Origin of the sequence: Planomonospora sp. ID82291 (genome assembly GCF_015711645.1) — a bacterium.
GTDB lineage: Bacteria > Actinomycetota > Actinomycetes > Streptosporangiales > Streptosporangiaceae > Planomonospora.
In genome coordinates, this window is record NZ_JABTEX010000002.1 from 1,368,411 (window position 1) to 1,394,612 (window position 26,202).

General features: G+C 73.6%; 26 protein-coding genes. 11 read left to right on the forward strand and 15 right to left on the reverse strand.

All coding sequences use genetic code 11. The annotated features are described in order from the left end of the window. Positions 1-4: 4 nt before the first annotated feature. The 8 genes from HS045_RS17065 (at position 5) to HS045_RS17100 (ending at position 9,379) form a co-directional block, all read left to right on the forward strand. Positions 5-1,042, forward strand: a complete 1,038-nt coding sequence (locus HS045_RS17065) for a bifunctional oligoribonuclease/PAP phosphatase NrnA (protein ID WP_230884071.1) — start codon at positions 5-7, stop codon at positions 1,040-1,042. Positions 1,043-1,144: 102 nt separating this feature from the next. Further along, the gene (truB, locus tag HS045_RS17070) at positions 1,145-2,044 is read left to right on the forward strand and encodes a tRNA pseudouridine(55) synthase TruB (protein WP_196452317.1); all 900 of its coding nucleotides are present in this window, start codon (positions 1,145-1,147) and stop codon (positions 2,042-2,044) included. Positions 2,045-2,356: 312 nt separating this feature from the next. Beyond that, positions 2,357-3,310, forward strand: a complete 954-nt coding sequence (locus tag HS045_RS17075; RefSeq protein ID WP_196452318.1) for a bifunctional riboflavin kinase/FAD synthetase — start codon at positions 2,357-2,359, stop codon at positions 3,308-3,310. A 214-nt stretch (positions 3,311-3,524) separates the two neighbouring features. Next, complete coding sequence (rpsO, locus tag HS045_RS17080; RefSeq protein WP_196452319.1) at positions 3,525-3,794, forward strand: 30S ribosomal protein S15; 270 nt, start codon at positions 3,525-3,527, stop codon at positions 3,792-3,794. A gap of 324 nt (positions 3,795-4,118) precedes the next feature. Beyond that, positions 4,119-6,458 carry a polyribonucleotide nucleotidyltransferase gene (locus tag HS045_RS17085; protein WP_196452320.1) on the forward strand — a complete coding sequence of 780 codons (2,340 nt, stop codon included), beginning with the start codon at positions 4,119-4,121 and terminating at the stop codon, positions 6,456-6,458. Beyond that, entirely contained in the window at positions 6,458-7,768 is a 1,311-nt protein-coding gene (locus HS045_RS17090; RefSeq protein ID WP_196452833.1) for a pitrilysin family protein, read from the forward strand. Before HS045_RS17085 ends, HS045_RS17090 begins: the two co-directional genes overlap by 1 nt. Before the next feature lie 104 nt (positions 7,769-7,872). Next, positions 7,873-8,610 carry a 4-hydroxy-tetrahydrodipicolinate reductase gene (dapB, locus tag HS045_RS17095; protein WP_196452321.1) on the forward strand — a complete coding sequence of 246 codons (738 nt, stop codon included), beginning with the start codon at positions 7,873-7,875 and terminating at the stop codon, positions 8,608-8,610. 229 nt (positions 8,611-8,839) lie between these two features. Next, a complete protein-coding gene (locus HS045_RS17100) occupies positions 8,840-9,379 on the forward strand; it encodes a GNAT family N-acetyltransferase (RefSeq protein ID WP_196452322.1) in 540 nt (179 codons plus the stop codon). Here the strand turns inward: HS045_RS17100 and HS045_RS17105 are convergent. From HS045_RS17105 to HS045_RS17120, 4 genes are all read right to left on the reverse strand, one after another. Beyond that, positions 9,376-10,245, reverse strand: a complete 870-nt coding sequence (locus HS045_RS17105; protein WP_196452323.1) for a 1,4-dihydroxy-2-naphthoate polyprenyltransferase — start codon at positions 10,243-10,245, stop codon at positions 9,376-9,378. The genes HS045_RS17100 and HS045_RS17105 overlap by 4 nt on opposite strands. 188 nt (positions 10,246-10,433) lie before the next feature. Next, complete coding sequence (locus tag HS045_RS17110; RefSeq protein WP_196452324.1) at positions 10,434-11,045, reverse strand: GNAT family N-acetyltransferase; 612 nt, start codon at positions 11,043-11,045, stop codon at positions 10,434-10,436. A gap of 128 nt (positions 11,046-11,173) precedes the next feature. Next, positions 11,174-11,728, reverse strand: coding sequence for a CGNR zinc finger domain-containing protein (locus HS045_RS17115; RefSeq protein ID WP_196452325.1), 555 nt, complete (start codon positions 11,726-11,728; stop codon positions 11,174-11,176). A gap of 222 nt (positions 11,729-11,950) precedes the next feature. After that, positions 11,951-13,339: a PLP-dependent aminotransferase family protein gene (locus HS045_RS17120; protein ID WP_374191393.1), complete on the reverse strand. Its 1,389-nt coding sequence runs from the start codon at positions 13,337-13,339 to the stop codon at positions 11,951-11,953. A gap of 127 nt (positions 13,340-13,466) precedes the next feature. Here HS045_RS17120 and HS045_RS17125 point away from each other — a divergent pair, with 127 nt between their 5' ends. Continuing rightward, positions 13,467-14,408, forward strand: a complete 942-nt coding sequence (locus tag HS045_RS17125; RefSeq protein WP_307827565.1) for a DMT family transporter — start codon at positions 13,467-13,469, stop codon at positions 14,406-14,408. A gap of 52 nt (positions 14,409-14,460) precedes the next feature. Here the strand turns inward: HS045_RS17125 and HS045_RS17130 are convergent, their stop codons facing one another. The 9 genes from HS045_RS17130 to HS045_RS17170 form a co-directional block, all read right to left on the reverse strand. Continuing rightward, entirely contained in the window at positions 14,461-15,120 is a 660-nt protein-coding gene (locus HS045_RS17130; protein ID WP_196452328.1) for a hypothetical protein, read from the reverse strand. Continuing rightward, positions 15,117-15,923: a MerR family transcriptional regulator gene (locus HS045_RS17135; protein ID WP_196452329.1), complete on the reverse strand. Its 807-nt coding sequence runs from the start codon at positions 15,921-15,923 to the stop codon at positions 15,117-15,119. Before HS045_RS17135 ends, HS045_RS17130 begins: the two co-directional genes overlap by 4 nt. Before the next feature lie 117 nt (positions 15,924-16,040). Then, positions 16,041-16,487 carry a type II toxin-antitoxin system VapC family toxin gene (locus HS045_RS17140; protein WP_196452330.1) on the reverse strand — a complete coding sequence of 149 codons (447 nt, stop codon included), beginning with the start codon at positions 16,485-16,487 and terminating at the stop codon, positions 16,041-16,043. Between the two features lie 5 nt (positions 16,488-16,492). Continuing rightward, on the reverse strand, positions 16,493-16,783 hold the full coding sequence (locus HS045_RS17145) for a hypothetical protein (protein ID WP_196452331.1): 291 nt from the start codon (positions 16,781-16,783) through the stop codon (positions 16,493-16,495). Between the two features lie 277 nt (positions 16,784-17,060). Continuing rightward, positions 17,061-17,837, reverse strand: a complete 777-nt coding sequence (locus tag HS045_RS17150) for an alpha/beta fold hydrolase (RefSeq protein ID WP_196452332.1) — start codon at positions 17,835-17,837, stop codon at positions 17,061-17,063. A 95-nt stretch (positions 17,838-17,932) separates the two neighbouring features. Then, the gene (locus tag HS045_RS17155) at positions 17,933-19,240 is read right to left on the reverse strand and encodes an RNA polymerase sigma factor (RefSeq protein WP_196452333.1); all 1,308 of its coding nucleotides are present in this window, start codon (positions 19,238-19,240) and stop codon (positions 17,933-17,935) included. Positions 19,241-19,289: 49 nt separating this feature from the next. Beyond that, positions 19,290-19,631, reverse strand: a complete 342-nt coding sequence (locus tag HS045_RS17160; RefSeq protein WP_196452334.1) for a YciI family protein — start codon at positions 19,629-19,631, stop codon at positions 19,290-19,292. Between the two features lie 108 nt (positions 19,632-19,739). After that, complete coding sequence (locus HS045_RS17165; protein WP_196452335.1) at positions 19,740-20,234, reverse strand: winged helix-turn-helix domain-containing protein; 495 nt, start codon at positions 20,232-20,234, stop codon at positions 19,740-19,742. Between the two features lie 95 nt (positions 20,235-20,329). After that, positions 20,330-20,809, reverse strand: coding sequence for a GntR family transcriptional regulator (locus HS045_RS17170; protein WP_196452336.1), 480 nt, complete (start codon positions 20,807-20,809; stop codon positions 20,330-20,332). Positions 20,810-20,916: 107 nt separating this feature from the next. On the opposite strand from HS045_RS17170, the gene HS045_RS17175 reads away from it, so the two are divergent. After that, positions 20,917-21,231, forward strand: coding sequence for a hypothetical protein (locus HS045_RS17175; protein WP_307827566.1), 315 nt, complete (start codon positions 20,917-20,919; stop codon positions 21,229-21,231). Positions 21,232-21,771: 540 nt separating this feature from the next. On the opposite strand, the gene HS045_RS17180 is transcribed toward HS045_RS17175, so the two are convergent. Together HS045_RS17180 and HS045_RS17185 are read right to left on the reverse strand one after the other, a co-directional pair. Next, positions 21,772-22,413: a RadC family protein gene (locus HS045_RS17180; protein ID WP_230884072.1), complete on the reverse strand. Its 642-nt coding sequence runs from the start codon at positions 22,411-22,413 to the stop codon at positions 21,772-21,774. 180 nt (positions 22,414-22,593) lie between these two features. Then, positions 22,594-23,319, reverse strand: a complete 726-nt coding sequence (locus HS045_RS17185) for a GntR family transcriptional regulator (RefSeq protein ID WP_196452339.1) — start codon at positions 23,317-23,319, stop codon at positions 22,594-22,596. A gap of 327 nt (positions 23,320-23,646) precedes the next feature. Here HS045_RS17185 and HS045_RS17190 point away from each other — a divergent pair, with 327 nt between their 5' ends. Beyond that, on the forward strand, positions 23,647-26,169 hold the full coding sequence (locus tag HS045_RS17190) for a discoidin domain-containing protein (RefSeq protein ID WP_196452340.1): 2,523 nt from the start codon (positions 23,647-23,649) through the stop codon (positions 26,167-26,169). Positions 26,170-26,202 lie beyond the last annotated feature (33 nt).

The following is a 26,202-nucleotide window of genomic DNA, read 5'->3' on the forward strand; positions in this document are numbered from 1 at the left end:
CGAGATGGCGTCCGGTGAGATGGGGTCCGGTGGTGCGACGACCGGCGTGCGCGGCGGCGGTCGCGGGGGAGCGGTTCCGGACGCGGACTGGGACCGGGCCGTCGAGCTGATCTCGTCCGCGGGCGAGGTCGCGCTGGCCTGCCACGTGTCGCCGGACGGCGACGCCCTCGGCTCGATGCTGGCGGCCGGTGCGGCGCTGCGCGCGGCGGGCAAGCGGGTGGCGGCCTCCTTCGGCGACCGCCGCTTCGCGGTCCCCCGGCTGCTGGGCTTCCTGCCGGGCCAGGATCTCCTGGTCGAGCCCTCCGGGTATCCCGAGGCCCCGGAGCTGATGATCACCTTCGACGCCTCCACCCTGGACCGGCTGGGCACGCTGGCGGGGAACGCGGGCCGGGCCCGGGAGCTGATCGTGGTGGACCACCACCCGTCCAACCCCGGTTTCGGCACCCTCAACCTGATCGACCCCGCCGCCGCGTCCACCACCGCGCTCGTCGAGCGGCTGCTCCACCGGCTCGGCCTGCCGATCGACGAGGCCATCGCCACCTGCCTGTACGTCGGCCTGGTCACCGACACCGGCTCCTTCCGGCACTCCTCGACCACCCCGGCGGCCCACGAGATGGCCGCCAGACTGGTGGCCGCCGGGGTGGACACCGAGGAGATCGCCCGGCGGCTGTGGGACAGCTCGCCGGTCGGCTACCTGCGGGTGCTGGGGACCGTCCTCGGCCGGGTGAGGCTGGAGCCGGAGGTGGGCGGAGGCCTGGCGTGGACGTTCGTCACCCGCGCCGACCGGGCCTCGTACGGCCTGCCGTACGAGGAGGTGGAGGGGATCATCGACGTCGTCCGGCGCGCCGAGGGGGCGGAGGTGGCCGTCGTCCTCAAGGAGGACGACGACGGCGCCTGGCAGGTCTCCACCCGCTCCCGGGGCGGGGTGGACGTCGCCCGCGTCTGCTCCGCGCTGGGCGGCGGCGGGCACGCCAGGGCCGCGGGCTTCACCTCGCGCCTGCCCGTCGAGGAGACCATGGCCGGTCTGCGCGCGCTGCTGTAGGGCGGCGCACCCTGGACAACCGTGCGGACGTCCCCGCGCCGGGGACGCGTCGCCGGCCTCTCCCCGCTCCGGGGCGGAGGCCCCCGTGATCGAGGAGTTGTGATGAGTACGGCCCGCGTCAAGCGAACCCCGCCGCCGAGCGGACTGATCATCGTGGACAAGCCCGCCGACTGGACCTCGCACGACGTCGTCGGCAAGCTCCGCGGCATCGCGGGCACCCGCCGGGTCGGCCACGCCGGGACCCTGGACCCGATGGCCACCGGCGTGCTGGTGGTGGGCGTGGAGAAGGCGACCCGCCTGCTCGGCCACCTGGCGCTGACCGAGAAGGGCTACGACGGCACGATCCGGCTGGGCCGGTCGACCAACACCGACGACGCCGAGGGGGAGGTCATCGCGACGGCGTCGGCCGCAGGCGTGGCCGAGGAGGACGTCCGCAAGGGGATCGCGGCGCTGACCGGCCGGATCATGCAGGTCCCGCCGCAGGTGAGCGCCATCAAGGTGAACGGGCAGCGGGCCTACAAGATGGCCAGGGCGGGGGAGGCGGTCGAGCTCGCGGCGCGCCCGGTGACGGTGTCCGGGTTCGAGGTCACCGCCGTCCGCCGCGAGGGCGACCTGCTCGACGTCGACGTCTCGGTGACCTGCTCCAGCGGCACCTACATCCGGGCCCTGGCCCGGGACCTCGGCGCGGCCCTGGGCACCGGCGGCCACCTGACCTCCCTGCGCCGCACCCGGGTCGGGCCGTACGACCTGTCGATGGCGCACACGATCGAGGAACTCGGCCGGGAGTGCGTGATCCTGCCGATGGCCGACGCCGTCGCGGCGGCCTTCCCCCGGCGCGACGTGACCGCCGAGGAGGCCCGCACGGTCGCGCACGGCGGCCGGCTGCCCGCCGCGGGGCTGGGCCCGGGACCGGTCGGGGTGTTCGGACCGGACGGCGCCCTCGTCGCCCTCGTCGAGGAGCACGGCAAGGTCGCCACGTCCCTGGCCGTCTTCGCGGGCTGACCCGGACCGGACGCGGGCCGGACGCGGGCCGGGCCGACCTGGGCCGACCCGCCGGGACCGGTCGGGACCGCAGCGACCTCGCCCGACCTCGCCCGACCAGGACCGGACGGACCCGGATCCGCTGCGGATCGGGCGGGGTCCCCCGCGCCGTAGGGCCTCCCCGATGCGGTGGGAGCGCCCCGCGCATGGCACGCTTGAGACGTCGATCCGTCACCGGATACTCAGGGCGGAGGACCTGCCCCTCGGGTCAGGGCGGAACCCCCGATCCCCGGCGGTTCACGCAGGGGAGACGTCGAGAAGGAAGAGGCTGCGGTGCGAAGCTGGCACGGACTGGACGATGTTCCCGGCGACTGGGGCAGGTCCGTCATCACGATCGGCGTCTTCGACGGAGTGCACACCGGCCACCAGCAGATGGTGGCCCGCGCCGTCGCGATGGCCGGGAGGCTCGGGCTCCCCTCGGTGGTCGTGACCTTCGATCCGCACCCGGAGGAGGTGGTCCGCCCCGGCACGCACCCGCCCCGGCTGACGACGGCCAGGCACCGCACCGAGCTGCTCGGCGCGCTCGGCGTGGACGCGGTCTGCGTGCTCCCCTTCACCCTGGAGTTCTCCCGGATGAGCCCGGACGAGTTCGTGCAGACCGTGCTGGTGGACCGGCTGCACGCCGCGGGGGTCGTGGTGGGGGAGAACTTCCGCTTCGGCCACAAGGCCGCGGGCGACGTCGAGACGCTGCGGACGCTCGGCGAGAAGTACGACTTCGAGGCCGAGGGCGTCCCTCTGGTCGCCGACGGCGAGACCATCTCCTCCACCATGATCCGCGAGCGGCTCGCCGCGGGGGACGTGGAGACGGTCACCGCGGCGCTGGGCCGCCCGCACCGGGTGGAGGGCGTGGTGGTCCGCGGCTACCAGCGCGGCCGGCAGCTCGGCTTCCCCACCGCCAACGTCGAGTCGCCCGAGTTCACCGCGATCCCGCCGGACGGGGTCTACGCGGGCTGGCTCCAGGGCATCGCGGTGGGCAACCTGCCCGCCGCCTACGGCGGCGAGCGCTGGCCCGCGGCGATCTCCGTGGGCACCAACCCGACGTTCGAGGGGGTGGCCCGCACCGTCGAGGCCTACGCGCTCGACCGCGACGACCTGGAGCTGTACGGCGCGCACGTGGCGGTGGAGTTCGGCCGCCGGCTCCGCGACAACCAGCGGTTCGACTCGATCGAGGCGCTGATCGAGCAGATGCACGCCGACGTCGACGAGGCCCGCCGCTTCACCTCCTGAACGTCCGACCAGGCCCGGCCCGCGCCGGGCCGGGCCGGGAGGCCGGGCGCCGCGGGGCGTGCGAGCGGGCGACGGCCGGTGGTAGCCTGGCATGTCAGCTCTGTAACCGGTGGTGTCGTAACCCCCGGCCTCTGATCCGCCACGGCGACTGTAGGCACGCACGGTCGCTCGGGCTCCCGAGATCGCGCGTGCCCGTAGACGTTCAAGGAGAGATGTGTCGCTCGACACCGGCGCCAAGAAGCAGATCATCAGTGAGTACGCCAAGAGCGAGACCGACACCGGTTCGCCCGAGGTGCAGATCGCGCTGCTCAGCAAGCGCATCAGCGAGCTCACCGAGCACATGAAGCGCAACAAGCACGACTTCCACAGCCAGCGCGGTCTGCTGCTGCTGGTCGGCCGTCGTCGTCGTCTGCTCAAGTACCTGCAGAGCAAGGACATCCAGCGTTACCGCTCGCTCATCGAGCGGCTCGGCCTGCGCCGATAGCATGACGGGGGAGCGGCGTCCGCGCCGCTCCCCGCCTCATGGCCCGGTCTCCGGCGCGTCGCGTCGCGTGAACGCCGGTTCCGCGGGCACACTGATCAACCGAACTGAATAGCCGAGAAAGTGCCCCGCGTCCGAGAGCAAGTGCGCCCCACGGCGTCGAAGGGCCGGTCCTCGGTAGTGGCCCCCGGTCATCGCGGCTCGTGCCGCACGCGAACCGGGCGCTTCGATCGAAGACCGGCGCTGCACCTACGGGGCGGCGAAAAGAGGCCCAGGCGCGACACGCGTGCCTGGGGGACGCGGGCGACCGACCAAAGGAGGTCCCCCGTGGAGGGTGTCCACAGCAGCGAAGCCGTCATCGACAACGGCTCTTTCGGCACGCGTACCGTCCGGTTCGAGACCGGCCGCCTCGCGCGCCAGGCGGCGGGTTCCGCCGTCGTCTACCTGGACGACGAGACGATGGTCCTGTCCGCGACCACCGCGTCCAAGAACCCCAAGGAGAACCTCGACTTCTTCCCCCTCACGGTGGACGTCGAGGAGCGCATGTACGCCGCGGGCCGCATCCCCGGATCGTTCTTCCGGCGTGAGGGCCGCCCGTCCGAGGACGCCATCCTCACCTGCCGCCTGATCGACCGGCCGCTGCGCCCGTCCTTCGTCAAGGGCCTGCGCAACGAGATCCAGGTCGTCGCCACCATCATGGCGCTGCACCCCGAGCACCTCTACGACGTGGTCGCGATCAACGCCGCCTCCCTGTCCACGCAGCTCGCCGGCCTGCCGTTCTCCGGCCCGATCGGCGGCGTGCGCGTCGCGCTGATCGAGGGCCAGTGGGTGGCCTTCCCGACCAACACGGAGCTGGAGAGCGCCACCTTCGACATGGTGGTCGCCGGCCGGGTCCTGGACGACGGCGACGTCGCGATCATGATGGTCGAGGCCGAGTCCACCCGCGGCACGCTCAAGCTCATCGCCGAGGGCGCCGCCGCGCCCACCGAGGAGACCGTGGCGCAGGGTCTGGAGGCCTCCAAGCGGTTCATCAAGGTCCTGTGCGACGCGCAGGCCAAGGTGGCGCAGGTCGCCGCCAAGGAGACCCGCGAGTACCCCCTCTTCCTCGACTACCAGGACGACGTCCTGGAGGCCGTGACCGCCGCGGTGAAGAGCGAGCTCGCCTCCGCGCTGACCATCGCCGGCAAGCAGGAGCGCGAGGCCGAGCTGGACCGGCTCAAGGCCCTGGCCGCCGAGAAGGTCGCCCCGGACTTCGAGGGCCGCGAGAAGGAGATCGGCGCCGCCTTCCGGTCGCTGACCAAGTCGCTCATGCGCGCGCGGGTCATCGCCGAGGGCGTCCGCATCGACGGCCGCGGCGTGAAGGACATCCGCCAGCTCAACGCCGAGGTCCACGTCGTGCCCCGGGTGCACGGCTCGGCCCTGTTCGAGCGCGGCGAGACCCAGATCCTGGGCATCACCACGCTGAACATGCTCCGCATGGAGCAGATGATCGACACGCTCAACCCCGAGCGCACCAAGCGCTACATGCACAACTACAACTTCCCGCCGTACTCCACCGGCGAGACCGGCCGGGTGGGCTCGCCCAAGCGCCGCGAGATCGGCCACGGCGCGCTCGCCGAGCGGGCGCTGCTGCCGGTGCTGCCGACCCGCGAGGAGTTCCCCTACGCGATCCGGCAGGTGTCCGAGGCCCTCGGCTCCAACGGCTCCACCTCGATGGGCTCGGTCTGCGCCAGCACGATGTCCCTGCTGGACGCGGGCGTCCCGCTGAAGGGCATCGTCGCGGGCATCGCGATGGGCCTGATCAACGAGGGCGACCAGTACGTCACGCTGACCGACATCCTCGGCGCCGAGGACGCGATGGGCGACATGGACTTCAAGGTCGCCGGCACCAAGGACGTCATCACCGCCCTGCAGCTCGACACCAAGCTCGACGGCATCCCCGCCTCGGTCCTGGCCGCCGCGCTGAAGCAGGCCAAGGGCGCCCGCCTGGCCATCATCGACGTGATGCAGGAGGCCATCGACTCCCCGGCGGAGATGAACGTCACCGCCCCGCGCATCATCACGATCAAGGTCCCGGTCGACAAGATCGGCGAGGTCATCGGCCCCAAGGGCAAGATGATCAACCAGATCCAGGACGACACCGGCGCCGAGATCACGATCGAGGACGACGGCACCATCTACATCGGCGCCACCGACGGCACCTCCGCCGAGGCGGCCCGGTCGGCGATCAACGCCATCGCCAACCCGCACATGCCGGAGGTCGGCGAGCGCTACCTGGGCACGGTCGTCAAGATCGCGGCCTTCGGCGCGTTCATCTCCCTCATGCCGGGCAAGGACGGCCTGCTGCACGTCTCCCAGATCCGCAAGCTGCACGGCGGCAAGCGCATCGAGAACGTCGAGGACGTCATGAACGTGGGCGAGAAGATCCAGGTGGAGATCGCCGAGATCGACTCCCGCGGCAAGCTCTCCCTCGTCCCCGTCGAGGTCGTCGAGAAGGAGGCCGAGACGGGCGGCGAGGCCGGTACGCCCGAGTCGGGCGCGACGGACGCCGCCCCCGCCGCGGAGCGGCCCGCCGCCGCGCCCGTGGAGGACAAGCCCCGCCGCACCCGCACCCGCACCCGTACGAACGGCGGCGGGAGCCGCGGGGAAGAAGACCGCAACTCGTGATCACCACCACTCTGCACCCCGGCTCCGGCGGGGCCGGGGTCGTGCGGCGCACCGTCCTGCCCGGTGGGCTCCGGGTGGTGACCGAGACCATGCCGACCGTGCGGTCCGTCGCGGTCGGCATGTGGGTCGGCATCGGGTCGAGGGACGAGGACCCCGAGCACATGGGGGCGTCCCACTTCCTCGAACACCTGCTGTTCAAGGGGACTCCCACACGGGACGCGCTGGAGATCTCCGCGGCGATCGAGGGCATCGGCGGTGAGATCAACGCCTTCACCGCCAAGGAGTACACCTGCTACTACGCGCGGGTCCTCGATGAGGACCTGCGGGTGGCGATCGACGTGCTCGCCGACGTGGTGACCTCCTCGCTGATCACCGCCGACGACGTCGAGGCCGAGCGGGGCGTGATCCTGGAGGAGATCGCCATGCACGACGACGACCCGTCGGACGTGGTGCACGAGCAGTTCTCCGCCGAGATGTACGGCGACACGCCCATCGGACGGCCGATCCTCGGCACGGTCGAGACGATCAACGCGATCGGCCGCGACCGGATCGACGAGTACTACCGGAGCCGGTACCTCCCCGCGTGCACCGTCGTGTCGGTGGCGGGCAACGTCACCCACGAGCAGGTCGTGGAGCTGGTCGCCGCCGCCTACGAGCGGGCGGGGGCGCTGGGCGGCGACGCCGAGCCGGTCCCGCCGCGCGTGTCCGGCGAGGCCGTCCCGGCCCGCTCCGGCGTCCGGGTGCTGCACCGCCCGACGGAGCAGGCCAACCTGGTGCTCGGCACGATCGGCCTGACCCGCACCGACGAGCGGCGCTTCGCGCTCGGCGTGCTCAACGCGGCGCTCGGCGGCGGCATGTCGTCCCGGCTCTTCCAGGAGATCCGGGAGAAGCGCGGCCTGGCCTACTCGGCGTACAGCTACACCTCGCAGTACGCCGACACCGGCCAGTTCGGCGTCTACGTCGGCTGCCTGCCGTCCAAGGCGGACGAGGTGCTGAAGATCTGCCGGGAGGAGCTCCTGCGGGTGGTCGCCGACGGCTTCTCCGAGGAGGAGATCGCCCGCGGCAAGGGGCAGATGCGCGGCGGCCTCGTGCTCGGCCTGGAGGACACCGGCTCCCGGATGTCCCGGATCGGCAAGGGCGAGCTCGTCTACGACGAACTGCTCTCCGTCGACGAGGTGCTGGCGAGGATCGAGGCCGTGACCCCGGAGGAGATCTCCGCGGTCGCCGCCGACGTCCTCACCCGGCCGAGGACCCTCGCGGTCATCGGGCCCTACCAGGACAAGGACTTCGGCTGGGCCGTCTCGGCCTGAAGGAGGCCGGCCGGGCCGTCCCGGACCGGCGTGATTTGCGCGGACGGCCCCGGCACCGAGTGCCGGGGCCGTCCGCCGTTCCGCGGCGGTATACCCTTGGGGCCGTGATCAGGGTAGGAGTTCTGGGCGCCCGCGGGCGCGTCGGTGTCGAAGTGTGCAGGGCCGTCGAGGCGGCGGACGACCTGGAGCTGGTCGCGGCCGTCGACAAGGGCGATCCGATCGAGGCCCTGGAGGGCGCCGAGGTCGTGGTCGACTTCACCCACCCCGACACGGTCATGGACAACATGCGCTGGTGCATCGAGCACGGGATCCACCCGGTGGTCGGCACCACCGGGTTCGACGCCGACCGGCTGGCGCGGGTCCGCGGCTGGCTGGAGGCCAACCCCGGCGTCAACGCGCTGATCGCGCCGAACTTCGGCATCGCCGCCGTGCTGATGATGCACTTCGCGCAGCAGGCCGCCCGCTACTTCGACTCCGTCGAGATCGTCGAGCTGCACCACCCCAACAAGGCGGACGCCCCCTCGGGCACCGCCCGCCGTACGGCCGAGCTGGTCGCCGAGGCGCGGCGCAAGGCCGGGACGGCCCCGATGCCCGACGCGACCAGCTCCGAGCTGGACGGCGCCCGGGGCGCCGACGTGGACGGCGTCCACGTGCACGCCGTACGGCTGGCGGGCCTGATCGCCCACCAGGAGGTGCTGCTGGGCGGCGACGGGGAGATCCTCACGATCCGCCACGACACCATGAACCGGGCGTCGTTCACCCCCGGGGTGCTGCTCGGCGTCCGCCGGGTCCGGGAGATCCCGGGTCTGACCGTGGGACTGGAGCACCTGCTCGACCTGTGAGGGACGGCCGGCGGAGCCGTCTCCGGGGACGTCGCGCGGTGCCGCGGCCGGAACTCCGGCCGCGGCACCGTTCGTCGTACCGGTATGACGCGACCTTCGCTCGCCTGTCCGCTCTGCGGCAACTCGGAGTTCCAGCAGGAAGAGGGGCGGCTGGACGGCCGGTGGGGGATGACCTCCCACCGGTTGACTCTGATGATCTGCACGCGCTGCCGCTATATCCTCCATTTCTATGACAAGCACTCCATCTTCGACTTCGACTGAGGTCCGCTGGGCCACGGCGGGCGAGCTGCCGGGGCTGGCGGCGGTGGAGGTCGCGGCCGACGGGGTGTTCGCCCAGGTCGGGATCACCTTCCCGGCCGGGACGACGATGGTCGAGGAGGCCGGTGACCCGTCCCGGGTACTGGTGGCCGGTGACCCGCCGGTCGGGTTCGCCATGTTCGGCTGGATCGACGGGAACGTCCACCTCGACCAGCTCGCGGTCCACCCCGACCACGGGCGGCGGGGCATCGGCGGTCGCCTGGTGGAGGCCGTCTGCGCCCACGCGGCGTCGATCGGCTCGGCGGCCGTCACCCTCACCACGTTCCGGGACGTCCCGTGGAACGGGCCCTGGTACGGCCGCCGCGGCTTCGCCGTGCTGGACGCGGCCGAGTGGGGGCCCGAGCTGGCCGCCCTGGTGGCCCGCGAGCGGGAGCTGGGCATCGAGCTCGCCCCCCGCGTCGTGATGCGCCGCCTCCTCTCCCCCTGGAGTGCCGGGCCGAGGTCCTCCTAGAGTGCCAGGCCGAGGGTGAACAGCACGCCGAAGGCGAGCTGGAAGCGGCCGGTCTGCTGGAGGGTCGCGATCAGCGCCGGGCCGGCGGCGCCCGCGCGGACCGCCCTGACCGGACCGATCGCCAGCGGGGCGGCGAGCACGCCCAGCGCCGCGAACGGGTGCCAGGGGGCCAGCGCCGACGAGATGACGAGCGGCAGGACCAGGCAGAGGACGTAGAGGGTGCGGGTGCGGGCGTCGCCCAGGACGACCGCCATCGTGCGCTTGCCCGCGGGGCCGTCGGTGACGATGTCGCGCAGGTTGTTGACCACCAGCATCGCGCAGGACAGCAGCCCGACGGGGACCGCGGCGGCCAGGGCGGTCCAGGGCAGCCACTCCAGCTGGACGAACGTGGTGCCCGCCACGGCGACCAGGCCGAAGAAGACGAAGACCGAGATCTCGCCGAGCGCGCGGTAGCCGTACGGGCGGGAGCCGCCGGTGTAGAACCAGGCCGCCGCGATCGACGCCGCGCCGACCGCCAGCAGCCACCAGGCGCCGGTGGCCACGACCAGCGCCAGCCCGGCCGCGGCGGCGGCCAGGAAGCAGGCCAGGGCGGCCGTCAGGACCTCGCGCGGGGACGCGGCGCGCGACCCGACCAGGCGCATCGGGCCGACCCGCTCGTCGTCGGTGCCGCGCACGCCGTCGCTGTAGTCGTTGGCGTAGTTCACGCCCACCTGGAGGGCGAGGGCCACGAACAGGGCCAGCAGGGCGCGCCACCACACCGCCCCGCCGTACCCGACGGCGACGCCGGTGCCGACGGCGACGGGGACGACGGCGGCGGGAAGGGTGCGCGGACGGGCTCCGGCGATCCACTGGCGCGGGGTGGCCATGGCGGTGGCGGGTTTCCTCTCGGACGTGTGGGGGCGCTTCGCGGGCCCGTCGGTGCGGCGGAAGCAGGGTGGGACGCCTCCGGGCGGTGCTCCGCGGACCTTCCGCCGCGGCGGGGCCGCACCGCTTCCCGGACGATGCCGGTGGTCGCGCGGATCACCGGCCGACGCGCCGGTGACCGGACGGACGGTCAGCTGATGTCGGTGGCCAGGCGGACCATCCGCACGGGGCGGCCCATGTCCAGGACCCGCTCGGCGCCGTCCTCGCCCCAGCCGGCCGACTCCAGGAACCCGAGCAGGGCGTGGTTGTCGGCGAACACCCAGGTGACGACGGTGCGGTAGCCGTCCTCGCGCAGGTGGTCGACCGTGGCGTTGAGCAGGCGGCTGCCGTGGCCGCGCCGGACGTGGTCGGGGTCCACCAGGAAGGAGAGCATCTCGGCCGTGACGGTGGGGTCGAGGTCGGGGTCCTCGGCCGGGGCGTGGGAGGCCAGGCCCACCACGCGCTCGGCGCCCTGCATCGCGGCCATGGCCTCGATCCCGCCGGGGCCGAGCGCGGGGAACGCGTCGGTGTCGAGGACGACCTGCTCCACCGCGACGAGCACGCGGTGCAGGGAGGTGGGCGGGGTGACGATCGCCTCGTCCCACTGCCGGCGCCACATCTTCTCGGCGGCCGGGCCGGTCATCTGCTCCAGCGGCCCCTCGGGCAGGAACTCCCTGTAGCCGTATCGCCAGGCGCGGATCTGGGTCCTCGTCACCGCGTCGACATCATCGTGCCGAGCCGCCCGCACGCCTACGTCTGCCATCTCGGCCCGCTCCTTATCTGCCGTACGCCGCCAGGGACGCGCTGCCTCGCAGGTCTCGTGCCACGCGAGCGGGCATCAGGCGGGTGGACCCGGGAGACAGGCAGTTACACCGTATCGGGGAATCTGGCTCACAGATGACGCGAACCTGTCCCGCTCTGGCGGCGTGCCCGATATGCCCTGGTCTTGGTGCGATTTCCACACACCTTCATCGAGCACCATGATCGGGAACGGTTCTTGGAGGAGTCGACGAACGCCCACTGGCAGGTGCTCTCGGTGCACACCTTGAGCCGCGGCCAGAGGCCTTCGACGCGGACCTCCACCATCGCCGCCGCGATCCTCGCGAGCCCGGCCAGGACGCCGGTTCCGGTCGGCTCCAGCACGGGCCCGCCGGGGGTGAGGACGACCGCGACCGGCAGCCGGTCGAACGGGCGGGGGAGTGGTGAAACGCGCTCCGGGGTGCGGTCGGGGCCGGGGGCGTGGTTGGCGCGCAACGCCGCGCGCAGGGTCTCGCGGAGGTCGACGGCGGCGGCCAACTCCTCGTCACCCGCGGGGTCGCCGGTCCCGGCCAGGCCGCGTCGGGCGAGCCAGGCGACGAGCGCCGCCGGGGAGGAGAGCGCGTCGGTGTCGCTCTCGACGTCGTAGCTGTTGACGAACTCGCACACCAGGACGGCGGACTCGGGCATGGACGGATCACCCCTTCGTCACCACTGTATGGCAGTAGATGGTTCTCCTCGCCTCCGATACCTCCGGAAGGCCGCCGGCGGCGTGTCCGGCGGGCCGGCCGTGGCGCTGCCCCGGGGACGGCAAGGCGGCCTGACGAGCCGTGCGGCGCTCCCCGGGCCGCGAGAGGGCCTGATGAGCCGTACGGCCCTGCCTCGGGGGCCGCGAGGAGGTCCGGGACCGGATCATGAGGCCACCCGCTCCACCGCCAGGGCCAGCCGCCGGACCCCCTCGGCCAGTTCGGAGAGGTGGGCCGCGGCCGTGTGGGTGAGGCGGAGCCGGGGCCCCGGCGGCTCGGCGGGGTAGTGGACGCGGCCCGGGCCGACCAGGACCCCTTCCCTCCGGGCCGCCTCCACCACGGCGTCCTCGTCGAGGTCCTGCGGAAGCCGTACCCACAGGTGCAGGCCGCCCCGGGGCACGAGGTGGGGCTCGGCTGCAGGCAGCCTGGCGGCGAGGGCCGCGAGGAGCGCGTCCCTGCGGGCGGCCAGCTCGCCGGTGAGAGCGGACAGGTGGCGCGGCCAGGCGGGGGAGCCGACGAACTCCAGCACCGTCTCCTGCAGCGGCCTGGCCACGAAGAAGGAGTCCACCACCTGACTCGCCCTGAGCCGGTGGGCGGCCGGGCCCCGGGCGACGACCCCCGCCACGCGCACGCTCGGGGACAGGACCTTCGTCAGGGAGTTGACGTGGACCACGGTGCCGTGGGTGTCGAGCGCCACCAGCGGCGGAGGGACGGGCGCGGTCGTGAAGTAGCGGGCGTAGTCGTCCTCCACCACGAACGCGCCCGCAGCCCGGGCCACCGCCAGGACCTGCTCGCGGCGCTCCAGGCCGAGCGTCGCGCCGGTGGGGTTGTGCAGGGTCGGCTGGCAGCAGAAGACCCGCGCGCCGGTGACGGCGAACGCCTCGGCCAGGAGCTCGGGCCGCACCCCGTCGCGGTCCGTCGGCACGGCGGTCGCCCGCAGCCCGGCGGCCCGCGCGGCGGCGAGCGCGCCGGGATAGGCGGGGGTCTCGACGAGCACCGGGGAGCCGGGGGCGGCCAGGGCCCGGAAGGCGTGGGCGAGGGCCGACTGCCCCCCGCCGGCCACGAGGACGTCGGCGGGGGCGACGTCCCCCCCGGCCTCCTGGGCGAACCACCGGCGCAGCTCCGCCAGCCCGGTGACCGGCGGGACCGCCCAGGCGTCGGGACGGCGCAGGGCGCGGGCGGCGGCGGTGCCGAGCGCCCTGGACGGGCAGAGTGCGGGATTGAGGTAGCCGCCGGTCATCGGGACGGTCCCCTCGGGCGGCGGCGTGAGCAGCCCAACCACCCGGGTGTCGTCCACCACCCGATCGCCCAGGGCGACCGTCTGCCACGAGAGGTCGGCGGGCTCGCTCTTCACGCGGGCGGTCCGGGGCGCGACGTAGGTGCCGCTGCCCGGCCGGGTCACCACCCGTCCCTCGGCCGCCAGCCGGCCGAGCGCCCGCGAGACGGTCACCGGGCTGACGCCGTGGCGGCGCATCAGCTCCCGGCTCGACGGCAGTCTGTCCCCCGGCCGGAGCCGTTCCGTCTCCTCGCGGAGGATGGCGGCCAATCGGAGGATACTGCTATCTTCATTCATGAGAAATAAGAGTAGCGCTATCACTCCCGCGCGGATAGCGGATGCGGTCGGCCCCTTCGTCCAGAGCGGGTCCACCGGTCCCGAGGTCTTGGGAGTCCCCGGCCTCTCCGTGCCGCCCTCCTCCCGCCCGAAGTCCTCCGTCCCGGGCTCCCCCAGCCGGACCCCCTCCGTCCCGAGTGCTCCGGCAGGAGCCTGGCAGGGGACGCTGCTGGCCGGGCTCGGGGTGCTCGCGTTCTCCGGCTCGTTCCCCGCGACGGTGTTCGCGATGGAGGGCTTCGACCCCTACCTGGTGGCGATCGGCCGGGCCGTGGTCGGGGCGGTGGCGGCGCTGGCGTTCCTCCTGGCGGCCCGGGTGCCGCTGCTGCCTCCCCGCTCCCAGCTGAGGTCCTACCTCGTCATCGTGGCCGGCGTGGTCTTCGGCTTCCCGCTGCTCAGCGGGCTCGCGCTCGACGCCGGGACGAGCGCGGGGCATGCCGCCGTGGTCATCGGGCTACTACCCGCCGCCACGGCCGCCTGCGCCGTACTGCGGGCCGGAGAACGGCCCCGGCCGCTGTTCTGGCTCGCCTGCGGCCTGGGGGCGGTTTCGATCACGGTCTTCAGCCTCAGCCGGGGCGGCGGCCGCGTCAGCGGGGCCGACCTGCTCCTGGTCGGGGCGCTGCTGGCGGCCGCCGCCGGCTACACCGAGGGCGCGCGGCTGACCCGCGAGACCCCCGGCTGGCAGGTGATCTCCCGCGCCCTGGTGGTGGCCGCGCCGCTCACCGTCCCCGCGACCGCCGTCCTGGCGCTGACCACCGAGGTCCGGCCGGGGGCCCTCCCGCTGGCCGGATTCGCCTACGCCGGGCTGGTCGCGATGTTCCTCGGCTTCATCCCGTGGTACGCGGGCCTGGCGCGGGGAGGCATCGCCCGCGCCGGGCAGACCCAGCTCGCCCAGCCGCTGCTGACGCTGGTGTGGTCCTGGCTCCTGCTCGGCGAGGAGGTGGGGGCGGCGACGGTGGGGGCGGCGCTGGCCGTACTGGCGTGCGTCGCGCTGACCCAGCGCGCCCGCTCCTGAGCGTCGCGCAGACCTCTTCCTGCGGCGTCCGAAAGGTGTGATGGCCGGAGCGTCACCGCGCCCGGTCCTGTGTGACGGGCTCATCGCCGGTTCCCGCGGCCCGCAGCCGGGCCGACAGCGTGCGGACGAACTCCCCGGGGTCGTCGGCGTGCAGGCGGACGAGCGAGGCCGCGCCGGTACGGCCCAGCGGCAGGGTGACGGGGACGGGCTCGGCCAGTTCGACGGTGACCGACGTCCGCGCCGAGACGACCACCTCCAGCCGGTCCCCGTCCAGCCGGACGGTGCCGCCGTCGTGGACGCGCCGGTCCAGCCGGACCCCGGTGATCAGGTGGAGCGGGATCCGCAGGTCGAAGGCGGCGCCGTACCGGACGCGCAGTTCCCCGGCCGAGACCACGTGCGGGCGGGTGATCCCGGCCGCGACGGAGCCCAGGACCTGCGCGACCAGGCCGACGTGCAGTACCAGCGCGGCCAGGTGCACGACGGGCCAGGGGATGAGGAACGCCATGGCCGCGCCTTCGAGGACAAGGACGAGGAGCATCGCCAGCATCACCGGGACCTCGCCGCGCAGGTAGCCGAACGCACGGTCGCCCTCGCGCACGCCGTGCCTCCCGCCGGTTGGCCAGAGCAGCAGACTCGTGATCGTCCGCCTCTGGTGGTGGACCAGCCCGCCCGCGGCGGTCAGGACGGCCTGCCGCGTCCACCGGTGGGTCATGTGGCGCTCCTGTCCGCCAGCAGGGCCATGACCTGGCGGACCACCTCGGCCTGGGCGGGCGGCAGGTCGGCGAGGAACGCCCGCGCGAACGCCTCCTGCTCCCCGGCCGGAGCCTCTCCGTCCGCGCCGCCGTCGCCGTCGCCGTCGGCGTCCGCGGGCCGCAGGGCCGGGCCCAACAGACCGGAGCGGAGCATCTCCGGAGGTACGGCGTCGGCCAGCCGCTCGGCCAGTCCGAGGACCCGCGGATCACCGGGGTCGGCGTCGGCGAGCGCGTCCAGTTCCCGGTACAGATCCTCCACCTCGCCCATGCGGCCGGCGTCGGGGGCCGTCTCCAGCAGCAGGCGGTGCGTGTCCGGTCCGGCGGCGGTGTCCAGCAGGGCGAGCAGTTCGCGTTCCCTGGCCAGCATGCCCGTCTCCGCCTGCGGCAGGCAGCTCAGCAGGCCGGCCATCCCGGGGGAGATCGGGTCGTCGGGGTGGAGACTGTCCCGGGTGAGCAGCTCGGCCAGGCGGGCGCGCCTGCGCCGGATCCCCTGCTCCTGGCGGGCCAGGTCGGCGTCCAACTCCGTGAGGATCTCCCGCAGGTCGCGGCCCCGGTCGTCGGCCAGCGCGTCGCCGACCTCGGCCAGGCTGAGCCCCAGCTCGGTCAGGCGCCTGATCCTGGCCAGCGTGACCGCGGCGCGCAGGCCGTACACGCGGTAGCCGTTGGCCCGCCGTTCCGGCTCGGGCAGCAGGCCCAGCCGGTGGTAGTGGCGCACGGTCCTGGTCGACACGCCCGCCAGGGCGGCCAGCTCTCCGATTCGCATGCGCCCATTAGAGACGTTGACGCTACGGCAAGGTCAACGTCCACGGGTGATCATGACCCGGCATGCGGCGTTCACGTTGGCAACGGTGAGTCACCGCCGCACGGGGCGGGGACATCGTCACACCGGGGTGAAGCCGAGTGCCGCGGCCGCCTCGGACTGGGCGGTGTCACGGCTGGCGAAACCGAGCTTGTCTCCCGGACTCTCCAGCAGCGGGACGGCGGCCAGCTCGGCGGTCGCGAGATGGAGCGCGTCGAGGGCCCTCAGCCCGTGGGCGTACACGATCTGGGTGGCTCTGCGCTCCACGGTGTCGCGGGGTGCGGCGATCAGAGTGACCGGACCGTCCTCTCCGAGGTCCGACGCGAGGGCGGCGAGCGTCATGTCCAGCTCCAGCAGCCGATGGCAGCGGGAGGCGCGGACGAGCACTCCGGTCACCTCCACAACGGTCAAGGTGCCGGTGACGAGGAGGTGATCGGAGCTCTGGAGCAGGGTGCGCGCCCTGTCGTGCCCGGGTTCGTCGAAGAGGTACGCGCAGGCCAGGACGGAAGAGTCGACGTAGGTGAGCATCCGGTTCAGCGGCCTTCGGCCCAGAGGGTGTCGAGGATGGGGCCGAGACCTTTGGAGCTGGAGAGCGCACGCTCACGCTCGGCCTCGGTGATCGGAGCGGAGGGGAGGGGGTCGGCGAGGACGCCGAGCCGTCGGGCGCGTGCGCGAAGCTCCGCCCGGGCGTCCAGCACTTCGTCGGACACGCCGCGGGCGAGGATCTCCCCGGCGGTGGCGTTGATGGAACGGCCGGTCCGCTGGGCCCGTCGGGTGATGCGCTGGTGGAGATCGTCGTCGATGCGAAGGAGCAACTGCTTCATGAAGGGATGATATCAATAAAAGGAAATAAATGATATCACTTTCTTGGTGGTGACCCGTGTCCGCTCTTCCCGGGAGACCCTGCGGTCGGCGGGACGGACGAGAGGTCCGGGACGCCTTGTCAACCGGCGGCCCGGCGTACCGTCACGTCCCGGCGCGCGGTGTAGGGGGGTGACGGCGCGACCGCGGCATGGGCGTGGGCGGGACGAGGACCGGCCGCAGGAGTCGGCCGGTCCGGGGCCGGGCCCGGGTGTTCTCTCCGGGCCCGGCTCCTCCGTCTCACTCCCGCAGGAACCCCCTCAGCGCGGGGGCCAGGACCTCCCAGTCCACGTCGTGGCTCTGGCCCGCCAGGACGTGGCAGCGCGCGTCGGGCAGGGCGGCGGTGAGCGCCCGCGCCATCTCGCCGGTCCAGGACCCGGTCTCGGAGCCGTGCAGGACGAGCACCGGAGCCTTGACGGAGGAGATCAGGCCGGGCGGGAGCGTGCCGTCGCCCATGACGGCGGCGTCGTAGGCGAGCGTGTGGGCCAGCGCCTCCAGCTCCGGCCACATCGGCGCCCGGCGCATCGCCTCGACCATCTCCCCGGGCAGGCCCACGGTCGCCATGAACAGCGCCATGGCGTCGCCGCGACGGCCCGCGCCGAGGAGCTCGGCGAGCCGGGCGGCGTACTCCCGCTGCCGGCGCGGGGCGTCCGGGTCGAGCATGAACGGCGGCTCCCAGAGCGCCAGCCGGGTGACGGGCAGACCGGCCGCCGCCGCGCGCAGGGCGAGGACCGCGCCGGAGGAGTTGCCGAAGAGCGCCGCCGACCCGCCGGCCGCGCCGATCAGCGCGTCGAGATCCTCGATCTCCCGCTCGACCGCGTACGGCGCGGTGTCACCGCTCCCGCCCCGCCCCCGGCGGTCGTGGTTCAGCACCGTGAACTCCGCCGCCAGCAGCCCGGCCAGGGGCGCGTGGACCGTCCGGGTGCAGGAGGCGCCGCTCACCAGGACGACCGGCGGCCCGTCTCCCCGCCGGTCGAACGCGATCTCGGTGCCGTCGGCGGAACGTACCTTCTCCATGGGAATCCTCTTCCCTCGTATGCGGGTGTGTCCGACCTGGCGACGAACGGGCCGGGTCCGGACGGACAGGTCCGCGGGAGGAATCCTCGGAAATCTCAGAGAGCCCGCGGCCCCGTCGCCTCGGTGAGCCGCCGGGCGAGGTAGCGGCGTTCGGCGCCGGTGGGCGCCAGGCCGATCGCCGCGCGGTAGGCGGCCGCCGCCTCGTCCGCGCGGCCCAGGCGGCGCAGCAGGTCGGCGCGGGTGGCGGGCAGCAGGTGGTAGCCGCCCAGTTCTCCGGCCGCCTCCAGCCGCTCCACCAGTGCCAGCCCGGCGGCCGGGCCTTCTGCCATGCCCACGGCGACCGCCCGGTTCAGGCCCACCACCGCGGAGGGGACCAGCCGCGACAGCACGCCGTACAGCGCGGCGATCTGGGCCCAGTCGGTCTCGGCGGCGGTGGCCGCGGTGGCGTGGCACGCGGCGATGGCGGCCTGGACCTGGTAGGGCCCGGGCCGCCGCCGCAGCAGCGCGTCCTCCAGCACCCGCACGCCCTCGGCGATCGCGGCCGCGTCCCACCGCGTGCGGTCCTGCTCCTCCAGGGGCACCGGCTCGCCCGCCGCGTCGAGGCGTGCGGTACGGCGGGCGTCGTGCAGCAGCATCAGCGCGAGCAGGCCGCCGGCCTCGGGCTCGTCCGGCATCAGCCGGGCGAGGAGCCGGGCCAGCCGCACGGCCTCGGCGGTCAGGTCCCGGCGGAGCAGATCGGCGCCGGAACCGGCCGCGTAACCCTCGTTGAACAGCAGGTACAGCACGCCCAGGACGGAGGCGGTCCGCTCCGGGAGCAGGCGGGCGGGCGGCACCCGGTACGGCACGCCCGCGTTGCGGATCTTGTTCTTGGCCCGGGTCAGCCGCTTGGACATGGTCTCCTCGGAGACCAGGAACGCCCGGGCGATCTCGGCGGTGGTCAGGCCCGCCAGGGTGCGCAGGGTGAGCGCGACCCTGGCCTCGAACGCCAGCGCCGGATGGCAGCAGGTGAACATCAACCGGAGCCGGTCGTCCGGCACGCCGGCGTCCGCCTCCCGGCCCTCCTCGCCGTCGCCGTCGCCGTGTCCGCCGGCCCCGGAGCCCCGCCCGGCCGCGGCCTCCAGCAGGGCCGCCTCGCGCAGCTTGGCCGCGCCCACGGCCTTCCGGCGGAGCAGGTCGACGGCCCGGTTGCGGGCGGTGACGGTCAGCCAGGCCCCGGGGTTGCGCGGCACGCCGTCGTACGGCCAGCGCTGGAGAGCCCGCGCGAAGGCGTCCTGCGCGCACTCCTCGGCCAGGTCCCAGTCACCGGTCAGCCCGATGAGGGTCGCGACGATCCGCCCCCACTCCTCCCGGAAGACCCCGGCGACGACCGCCTCGACCTCGCCGGAACCTCCTCCGGCCGTCACGGGGGACCGCCGGGTCGCGGGGATCGGCCGGCCGGATAGGGGAGCGCGCTCATGCCGGCAGGAGCGGACGGACCTCGATCGTGCCGTGCCGGGCCACCGGGTGCCGGGCGGCCGCCTCCAGGGCCTCGTCGAGGTCGGCGCACTCGATCAGGGAGAAACCCGCGACGACCTCCTTGGTCTCGGCGAACGGCCCGTCGGTCAGCAGCACCTCGCCGCCGCGCACCCGGACCGTCGTGGCGTCGTCGGGCGGCCGCAGCCCTCCGGTCTCCACCAGCGCGCCGCGCCGCCGCATCTCGTCGGCCCAGGCGTCGCAGTCCGGCAGGAAGGACCCGTCGGCCTGCATCGCCTCGTACGCCGGAAGATCACCGCAGACCAGCAGCATGTAACGCATGCCCCTCCTCCAGGACGACCGGACGCCGACCCTACTCGGAACCGGGGACAGAAGAAACGGCGCGGACCGCTCGTCCCCCTTCCCGCCATCGTCGGCATGCCTCTCCCGCTACAGGTCGCCGTTCTCCTCCGGCCACTCGCCGGGCGGGTTCACGTAGGTGCCGCGTTGAGGGACGGTGTAGACCCAGCCCTGCTCTCGCAGGAGTCCGACGGCACGCCGTACCGTTTCCCTGGCCACGCCGTGCCGCTGGACCAGCGCCGTCTCACTCGGGATGGGACGGCGTGGTTTGAGATCACCGCGTGTGATGCGAGTGATCAGATCGTCGGCGATCTCCCGATACAGAGGAGTCGCGCGGTTCGCACGTCGAGGACCGTCCGGCAGGCCGACGAACGTCCCCTCTCCCGGGACCGCGTGGACGAGACCTTCGTCGCGGAGCATCCGGACGGCTCTCCGGGCTGTGGTGCGGGCGATGCCGAACTCGTTCCGGAGTTCCGACTCGCTGGGTACGGCGGAGCCGGGGCGGATCACACCGTCGGAGATGCGCCGCCGGATGATCTCGGCCACCTGCAGATAGAGATGGGTGTCGCCTTCGTGGTCCAGCATGAGGTCACTGTAGTGACAGGACCGGATAAAAGCATCCGTCTACTTGACCCATGAATACGTGCCTGGACTAGCAGATACCTGTTTATGATGATTGATCATTCTTTTGGCCAATCCTCACGAGGTGAGACATATGTCCCTCGATAGGGCACGGTGAAGACCCATCCCTGGTCGCGGAGGAACGCCATGGCCTGGCGCACGGTGGCCTTGGCGACGCCGTACTGCTTGATCAGCTCTTTCTCTCCGGGAATCCGCCGGTTCGGAACCAGTTCGCCACGCACGATGCGCTCCCGGACCTCCGCCGCGATCCGCTGGTAGACCGGAATGCGGTCGTCGGGGCGGGGCGTGCCCGGCTCGCCGACGAAGGTGCCCTCTCCCTGGACCGTATAGACGAGCCCCTGCTCACGGAGCTCCCTCGCCACTCGGCGCGCCGTCGTGCGGGCGATGTCATATTCGACCTCGAGTTCGGCCTCGCTCGGCACCGGCTCGCCGGGACCGAGATCACCGGCCAGGATGCGTCCGCGAATCTCCTCGGCGATCTGTTTGTAGACCGGAACCGGCCCTTCACGGTCAAGCATGTCCGAATGATAGACCAAAAGGCACATGGAGGAATAAATGGTACATCCAATGAACCATTGGATAGGTGTAGTAGACCAGTAGGGGTGGAGTGGCCTATTGTCGGTGCGTGGAGGGCGCGGGAACGGCAGGGGTCATGGTGCTGGGAGAGGAGCTTCACGGTCGTCATGTGGGGGCGCTGCGGGAGAGACATCAGCGGATCGACTGGCGGCCGGAGGTGCCGCGGGCCGATCGGATCCGGGTGAAGGAGCACACGTGCTGCTGCAAGGCGACGTTCTACGAACTCTGCCAGGCGGGCGGGCTGATGTTCGTCCGGCGTACGCACCGCTTGGGAGACGCGGTGGTGGTACACGAGTCGCCGTGGGTGCGGGTGAAGGAGGCGGAGGAACTGTGGTTCCTGCTGTTGATGGGAAGCGCCCGCTGACGGGTTCGGCCGGGCCGTCCGCACCGAGGTCCGGCCGGCCGGTCGGCCGGGCCGACCGCGTCGACGGGCCGGGCCGAGGACCCCGGTCTGAAGACCATCGGGGCTTCCGCGCTGGAGGCGGCCGATGAGAGGTCCGCACCGATGGGCCGGTAGGCGCGTCCGGTGGCGTCGAGGGCGCCGCCGGCATCGGAGAGCTCCCGGTCCTTCCGCGTGCCAGGGGTCACCGGAAGGACCGGGCGGTGGTCCCGCGACCTTGAGGGGGGACGCGGGGCCACCGATCGAGAACCCCCGGCAGCAGTCCCTCACATCCCACCTGCTGCCGGGCTCAGGCCTGTCACGTCCCCTTTCGCTCGGTGCAGAGGAGGGCGCCCTTTCCTCGCAGAGGAAAGGGAAACCGGTGGCAGGTCCTCGGACACCCGTCGGTGGAGCACCGGCCCGGCGGGTCCGGTGGCCCGGCCCTGGAGGGGGAGTCGGGCCACCGCCATGGATTCCCGGCCGTCGCCGCATTCCGGGTGCGGCGGCGGCCGGTGGGCGGCGGGGTCACCCGGCGATGCGGCGCCAGGCCGTGTCGGTGACGATCACGTGGTCGAGGAAGCGCAGGCCGACGGTCTCGGCGGCCTCGCGGAGGCGGGCGGTGACGTCGAGGTCGGCGGGGCTGGGGTCGAGGGAGCCGCCGGGATGGTTGTGGGCGAGGCCGAAGGAGGAGCCGCCGGAGGTGAGGACGAGCGTGATGATCTCTCGGACGGGCGCCGGGGCGTGGTCGGCGCCGCCCTCGCTGACGATCGCCCGGCGGGTGACCGCGCCGGCGGAGTCGCAGACCACGGCGACCACCCGCTCGTGGCCGAGGTGCCGCAGGAGCGGCGAGGCGACGGCCGCCAGGTCGGCCGAGCCGGTGACGCGGCGGCGCTCCGGCTCCGCGTGCGCCTGCCGTACGAGGTGGAAGGCGGCGATGATCCGGGCGGCCTTGGCCGGGCCGACGCCGCGGACGGTCATCAGGCGGTGCGCGTCGGAGCGGCCGAGGCCGCGCAGGTCGCCGCAGTGGGCGATCAGCTCGGAGGCCAGCTCGACCGCGTTGGTGCCCCGGCCGCCCGAGCCGAGCAGCAGGGCGAGGAGCTCCCGGTCGGCCAGGGCGGTGGCGCCGAGGGCGAGAAGCCGCTCGCGCGGCTGGTCGGTCGGGGGCATGTCCTTGACGCGCAATCGGCACCTCCGGCTCGGGAACCCGGGTCGGTTGTACCAGGCGGCACCGACATCCGTCCTGATCGCGGAGCCTGCGGCCGTGCCTCCCGGAGGCTCCGCGATCAGGGCCGTGTGTGAACGGCGCCGTACGGCGCACCCCTGTCGTCCTGCGGCCGGGGACGCGCCCTACGGGTGGAGCGGGTGCGAGTAGACCAGGCGGAAGCGGTCGGCGGGGATGACGATGTCGCTGGTCTCGACCGGACGGTCGCCGGCCCAGTGGGTGCGCTCGACGTGCAGGACGTGCACACCGGCGGGCAGCGCCAGGGTGTCGATCTCGGCGGGCTCGGGGACGCGGGAGGAGACCTGCTCGACGATCTCGGTGACCTTCACGCCGGAGGAGGACAGCCGGGCGATCAGGCCGCGCGGGGGATCCTCGGGGATCGTCTCGGCGAACTCGGCGGGCTCGTGGGAGACGGCGAGCTGGACGGGCCTGCCGTCGCTGCGGACGACGTAGCGGGTGCGGGTGAGCGGGGCCGACTCGGCCAGATGGAGGCGGTGGGCGATGTCGGCGGTGGCCTCGACCTGCTCGGCGCGCCGGTCCCAGGTGAGGGGGGAGCCCTGCGACCGCAGGTCGGCGCCGAAGGGGGCGGCGTGATCCGGGAGGCGCCAGCGGTGCAGAGGGGTGAGCGCCGGTCTGGCGCGGACGTAGTGGCCGGAGCCGACGCGGCCGACGATGAGGCCTTCGGCGGCGAGCACGCGCAGCGCGTGCCGGGCGGCGGTCTCCCCGATGTTGTACTTCCGGGTCAGTTGGGCCCGGGAGGGGATCGGGGCGTCGGGGGGCAGCGAGCCGTCGACGATCTGGCGGCGGATGTCGGCGACGACGCGCAGGTAGACAGGATCGGAACTTGCCACGTGTCCATCCCTGAGGAGGCGAGGTGACGGTCCATCCTGCCGTATTCGCCGGACAACTCAGGGTAATGACGGCAATTTGGAGCTCCAACTTTGGGAGACGCGCAAGATCTTTTGAGAAGGGCGGAAAATATCTTGGTGAATCCTGTAACGCCCCTGGGGGTGGCCCCGATTGAACGGTAGAGGTCGTCGATGTGTGTACCCCCGAGCACATATCGGCGGCCTCTTTTTCGTGCCCTCTTCGTGACGTGGACCCCGGCTGTACCGGCAAAGCGGACATAAATATTATTACGCCCCGTGTGTGGATATTTAGTGCGATCTTTAACGGCCGTGTTCGTGGCCGTCCTCGTCGTCGCGACGGCGGCGGTGCCGGCCGGGGCCGGAGCCCGGCAGGACTCCCTCCCGGCCGTGGTGCCCGCGCCGACCGGATGGACGGGCGGCGAGGGATCGTTCCGGCCGGTCCGGGGCTCGCGGGTGCTGGCGGGGGAGGAGGCGAAGGAGGAGGCCGAGCGGCTCGCCGCGGACCTGCGCGAGGTGACGGGCCTGCCCGTGCCCGTGGTCGTCGGCGGGACTCCGGAGCCGGCGGCCGGTGACGTGCTCCTGACCGGGGAGAATGGTGCCGGTGTCAGCGGCGCCGAGGGCGGCGGCGGCGTCGAGGGCGGCGGGGAGAAGGCCGCGGAAGGCGGGGCCCCGCAGGCGGTCGAGGATCCGCAGCGCGCCGGGGAACCGGGGGTGACCGGGGAGCCGGAGACGGCCGGGGAGCCGGGGGCCGCCGGAACGCCGGAGGGCTACCGCATGGAGGTCGGCGCGCACGTCGAGATCGCCGCGTCCGCACCGGCCGGGCTCTTCTACGGCGGGCGCACGCTGCTCCAGCTGCTCAGGGCCGGAGGCGCGGCGCCGTACGGCACGGTCGAGGACCGGCCCGAGGCGGGCAGCCGCATGGTCGTCCTCGACGTGCAGGGCGGGTTCTGGCCCGTCGGGCGGATCGAGGACCTCGTCCGCCGGATGTCCTGGCTGAAGCTGAACACGCTCTACCTGCGGCTCTCCGGGGACGCCGCGCTCCGGTTGCACGATCCCGCCTTCGCCGAGGCGGTCCCCGGGCTGAGGTACACCCGCTCCGACGTCGAGACGCTCCGGGCCACGGCCCGCCGCCACCACGTCACCGTGGTGCCGGAGATCGACGTGCTGGGGGACGCGGCGGCGCTGACCCCCTCCCGGCGCTGCGCCGCCGAGCGCGTGCCCGATCTGGCGGATCCCGGGGTGAGGCGGCGGCTCACCGCCGTGCTCGACGCCTTCGCGGGCTGGTTCGACGCGCCGCTCGTCGGCCTCGGCCGGATCGACGCCTGCGACGAGCCGGCGTGGCGGGAGGGGGCGGCCGAGCTGGTCGCGCACGTCGAGGCCGCGGACCGGCGGCCGGTCCTGCGGGTCCGCGACCGCGTTCCGGCGCTGGACGGCCGCCCGGTGATCCTCAACGAGGGCTCGCCGGAGACCGGGGCGATCGTGCGGAACGGGGGGTACGACGTCATCGACGCCTTCCCGGCCGCGGGCTCGTCCGGCGGGGACCTGCTGGCGTGGACTCCGGACGCCGGGGGCCTCGGCCGGGCGCTGATCGCCGACACCGCGGTCTTCGGCGACCCGGGAGCCGCCGAGGCGGTCCTGGCGGGTCCCCGCGCGGAGTTCGCCGAGCGGGCGTGGAACCGGCTCTCGCCCGCGGAGGGGTTCGCGGACAGGGTGCGCGCGGTCGGCGACGCGCCGGGCGTCTCCCGGGAGAAGCCGCCCGTCCGGGCGGAGCACCGCTACGACTTCGACGCGCCGCACGTGCCCGGGGGCGACACCCACGTCCCGGCCGCGTGGCGGGACGGGTCGCTGGTCACGGCGGCCGACCGGGCGGGCGGCGCGCACGCGACCGCCGCCGCGGGCGGCGCGCCGCTGTTCCCGGTGCCCGGCCGGGTCGGCGGCGCGGCCCGGTTCACCGACGGCCGCCGGTTCGCGCTCGGCGCCGCGTCCAAGAGCCCGCCGTGGACGGTCTCCCTGTGGGTGCGGACGGAGGACCGGGCGCGCGGCGTCCTGCTCGGCCGTCTCGACCAGGCCGTCGTCGTCGACGGCGGCGAGGTCGCCGTCTCGGGCGCCAGGGAGTTCTCCTTCGGCCGCCGCCTCCCGCTGGACCGCTGGACCCACCTCGTCCTGGTCGCCGAGCCCCGCGGCACCACCCTGTACGTGAACGGCCGACGGGCGGGCCGGGTGCCGGAGGTGATCGACCTGCCCACGGGGGTGATGGGCCCCTTCGGGGGGTCCCTGGACGAGGTCGTCATGTCGGGCCGGGCGCTGACGCCCGCCCAGGTCGCGGCGGCCTACGCGGCCCGTCCGGCGGTCCCCGCCCCGGTGCCGGACCGCGGGACGGCCTCCGGGTCCGCACCGGACCGCGGGACGGCCTCCGGGTCCGCACCGGAGCGCGGGGCCGCGCCCGACCTGGCGCTGGGCCGCCCGGTGACCGCCTCGGGCGTCGAGGGCGCGGGCCTCGGCCCGGAGAAGGCCGTGGACGGGGACCCGGAGACCCGCTGGGCCTCGGCGCTGAAGGCCGACCCCCAGTGGATCGCGGTCGATCTCGGCGTGCCCCGTGACGTCGCGCGGGTGGTGCTCCGCTGGGAGCGGGCCTACGGCTCCCGCTACCGGATCGAGGGCTCCGCCGACGGCGTCTCGTGGACGCCGATCCGCGAGGTCGCCGACGGGAACGGGGGCGTGGACGAGGTGAAGGGCCTGTCCGCCACCGCCCGGTACATCCGTGTGTACGGTGTGAAACGGGGCACCACATGGGGATATTCGCTCAGAGACCTGGCGGTGTACGGGAGGTGAGAGGGGTGGCGGGGTCCACCGCCTCTCCGGATC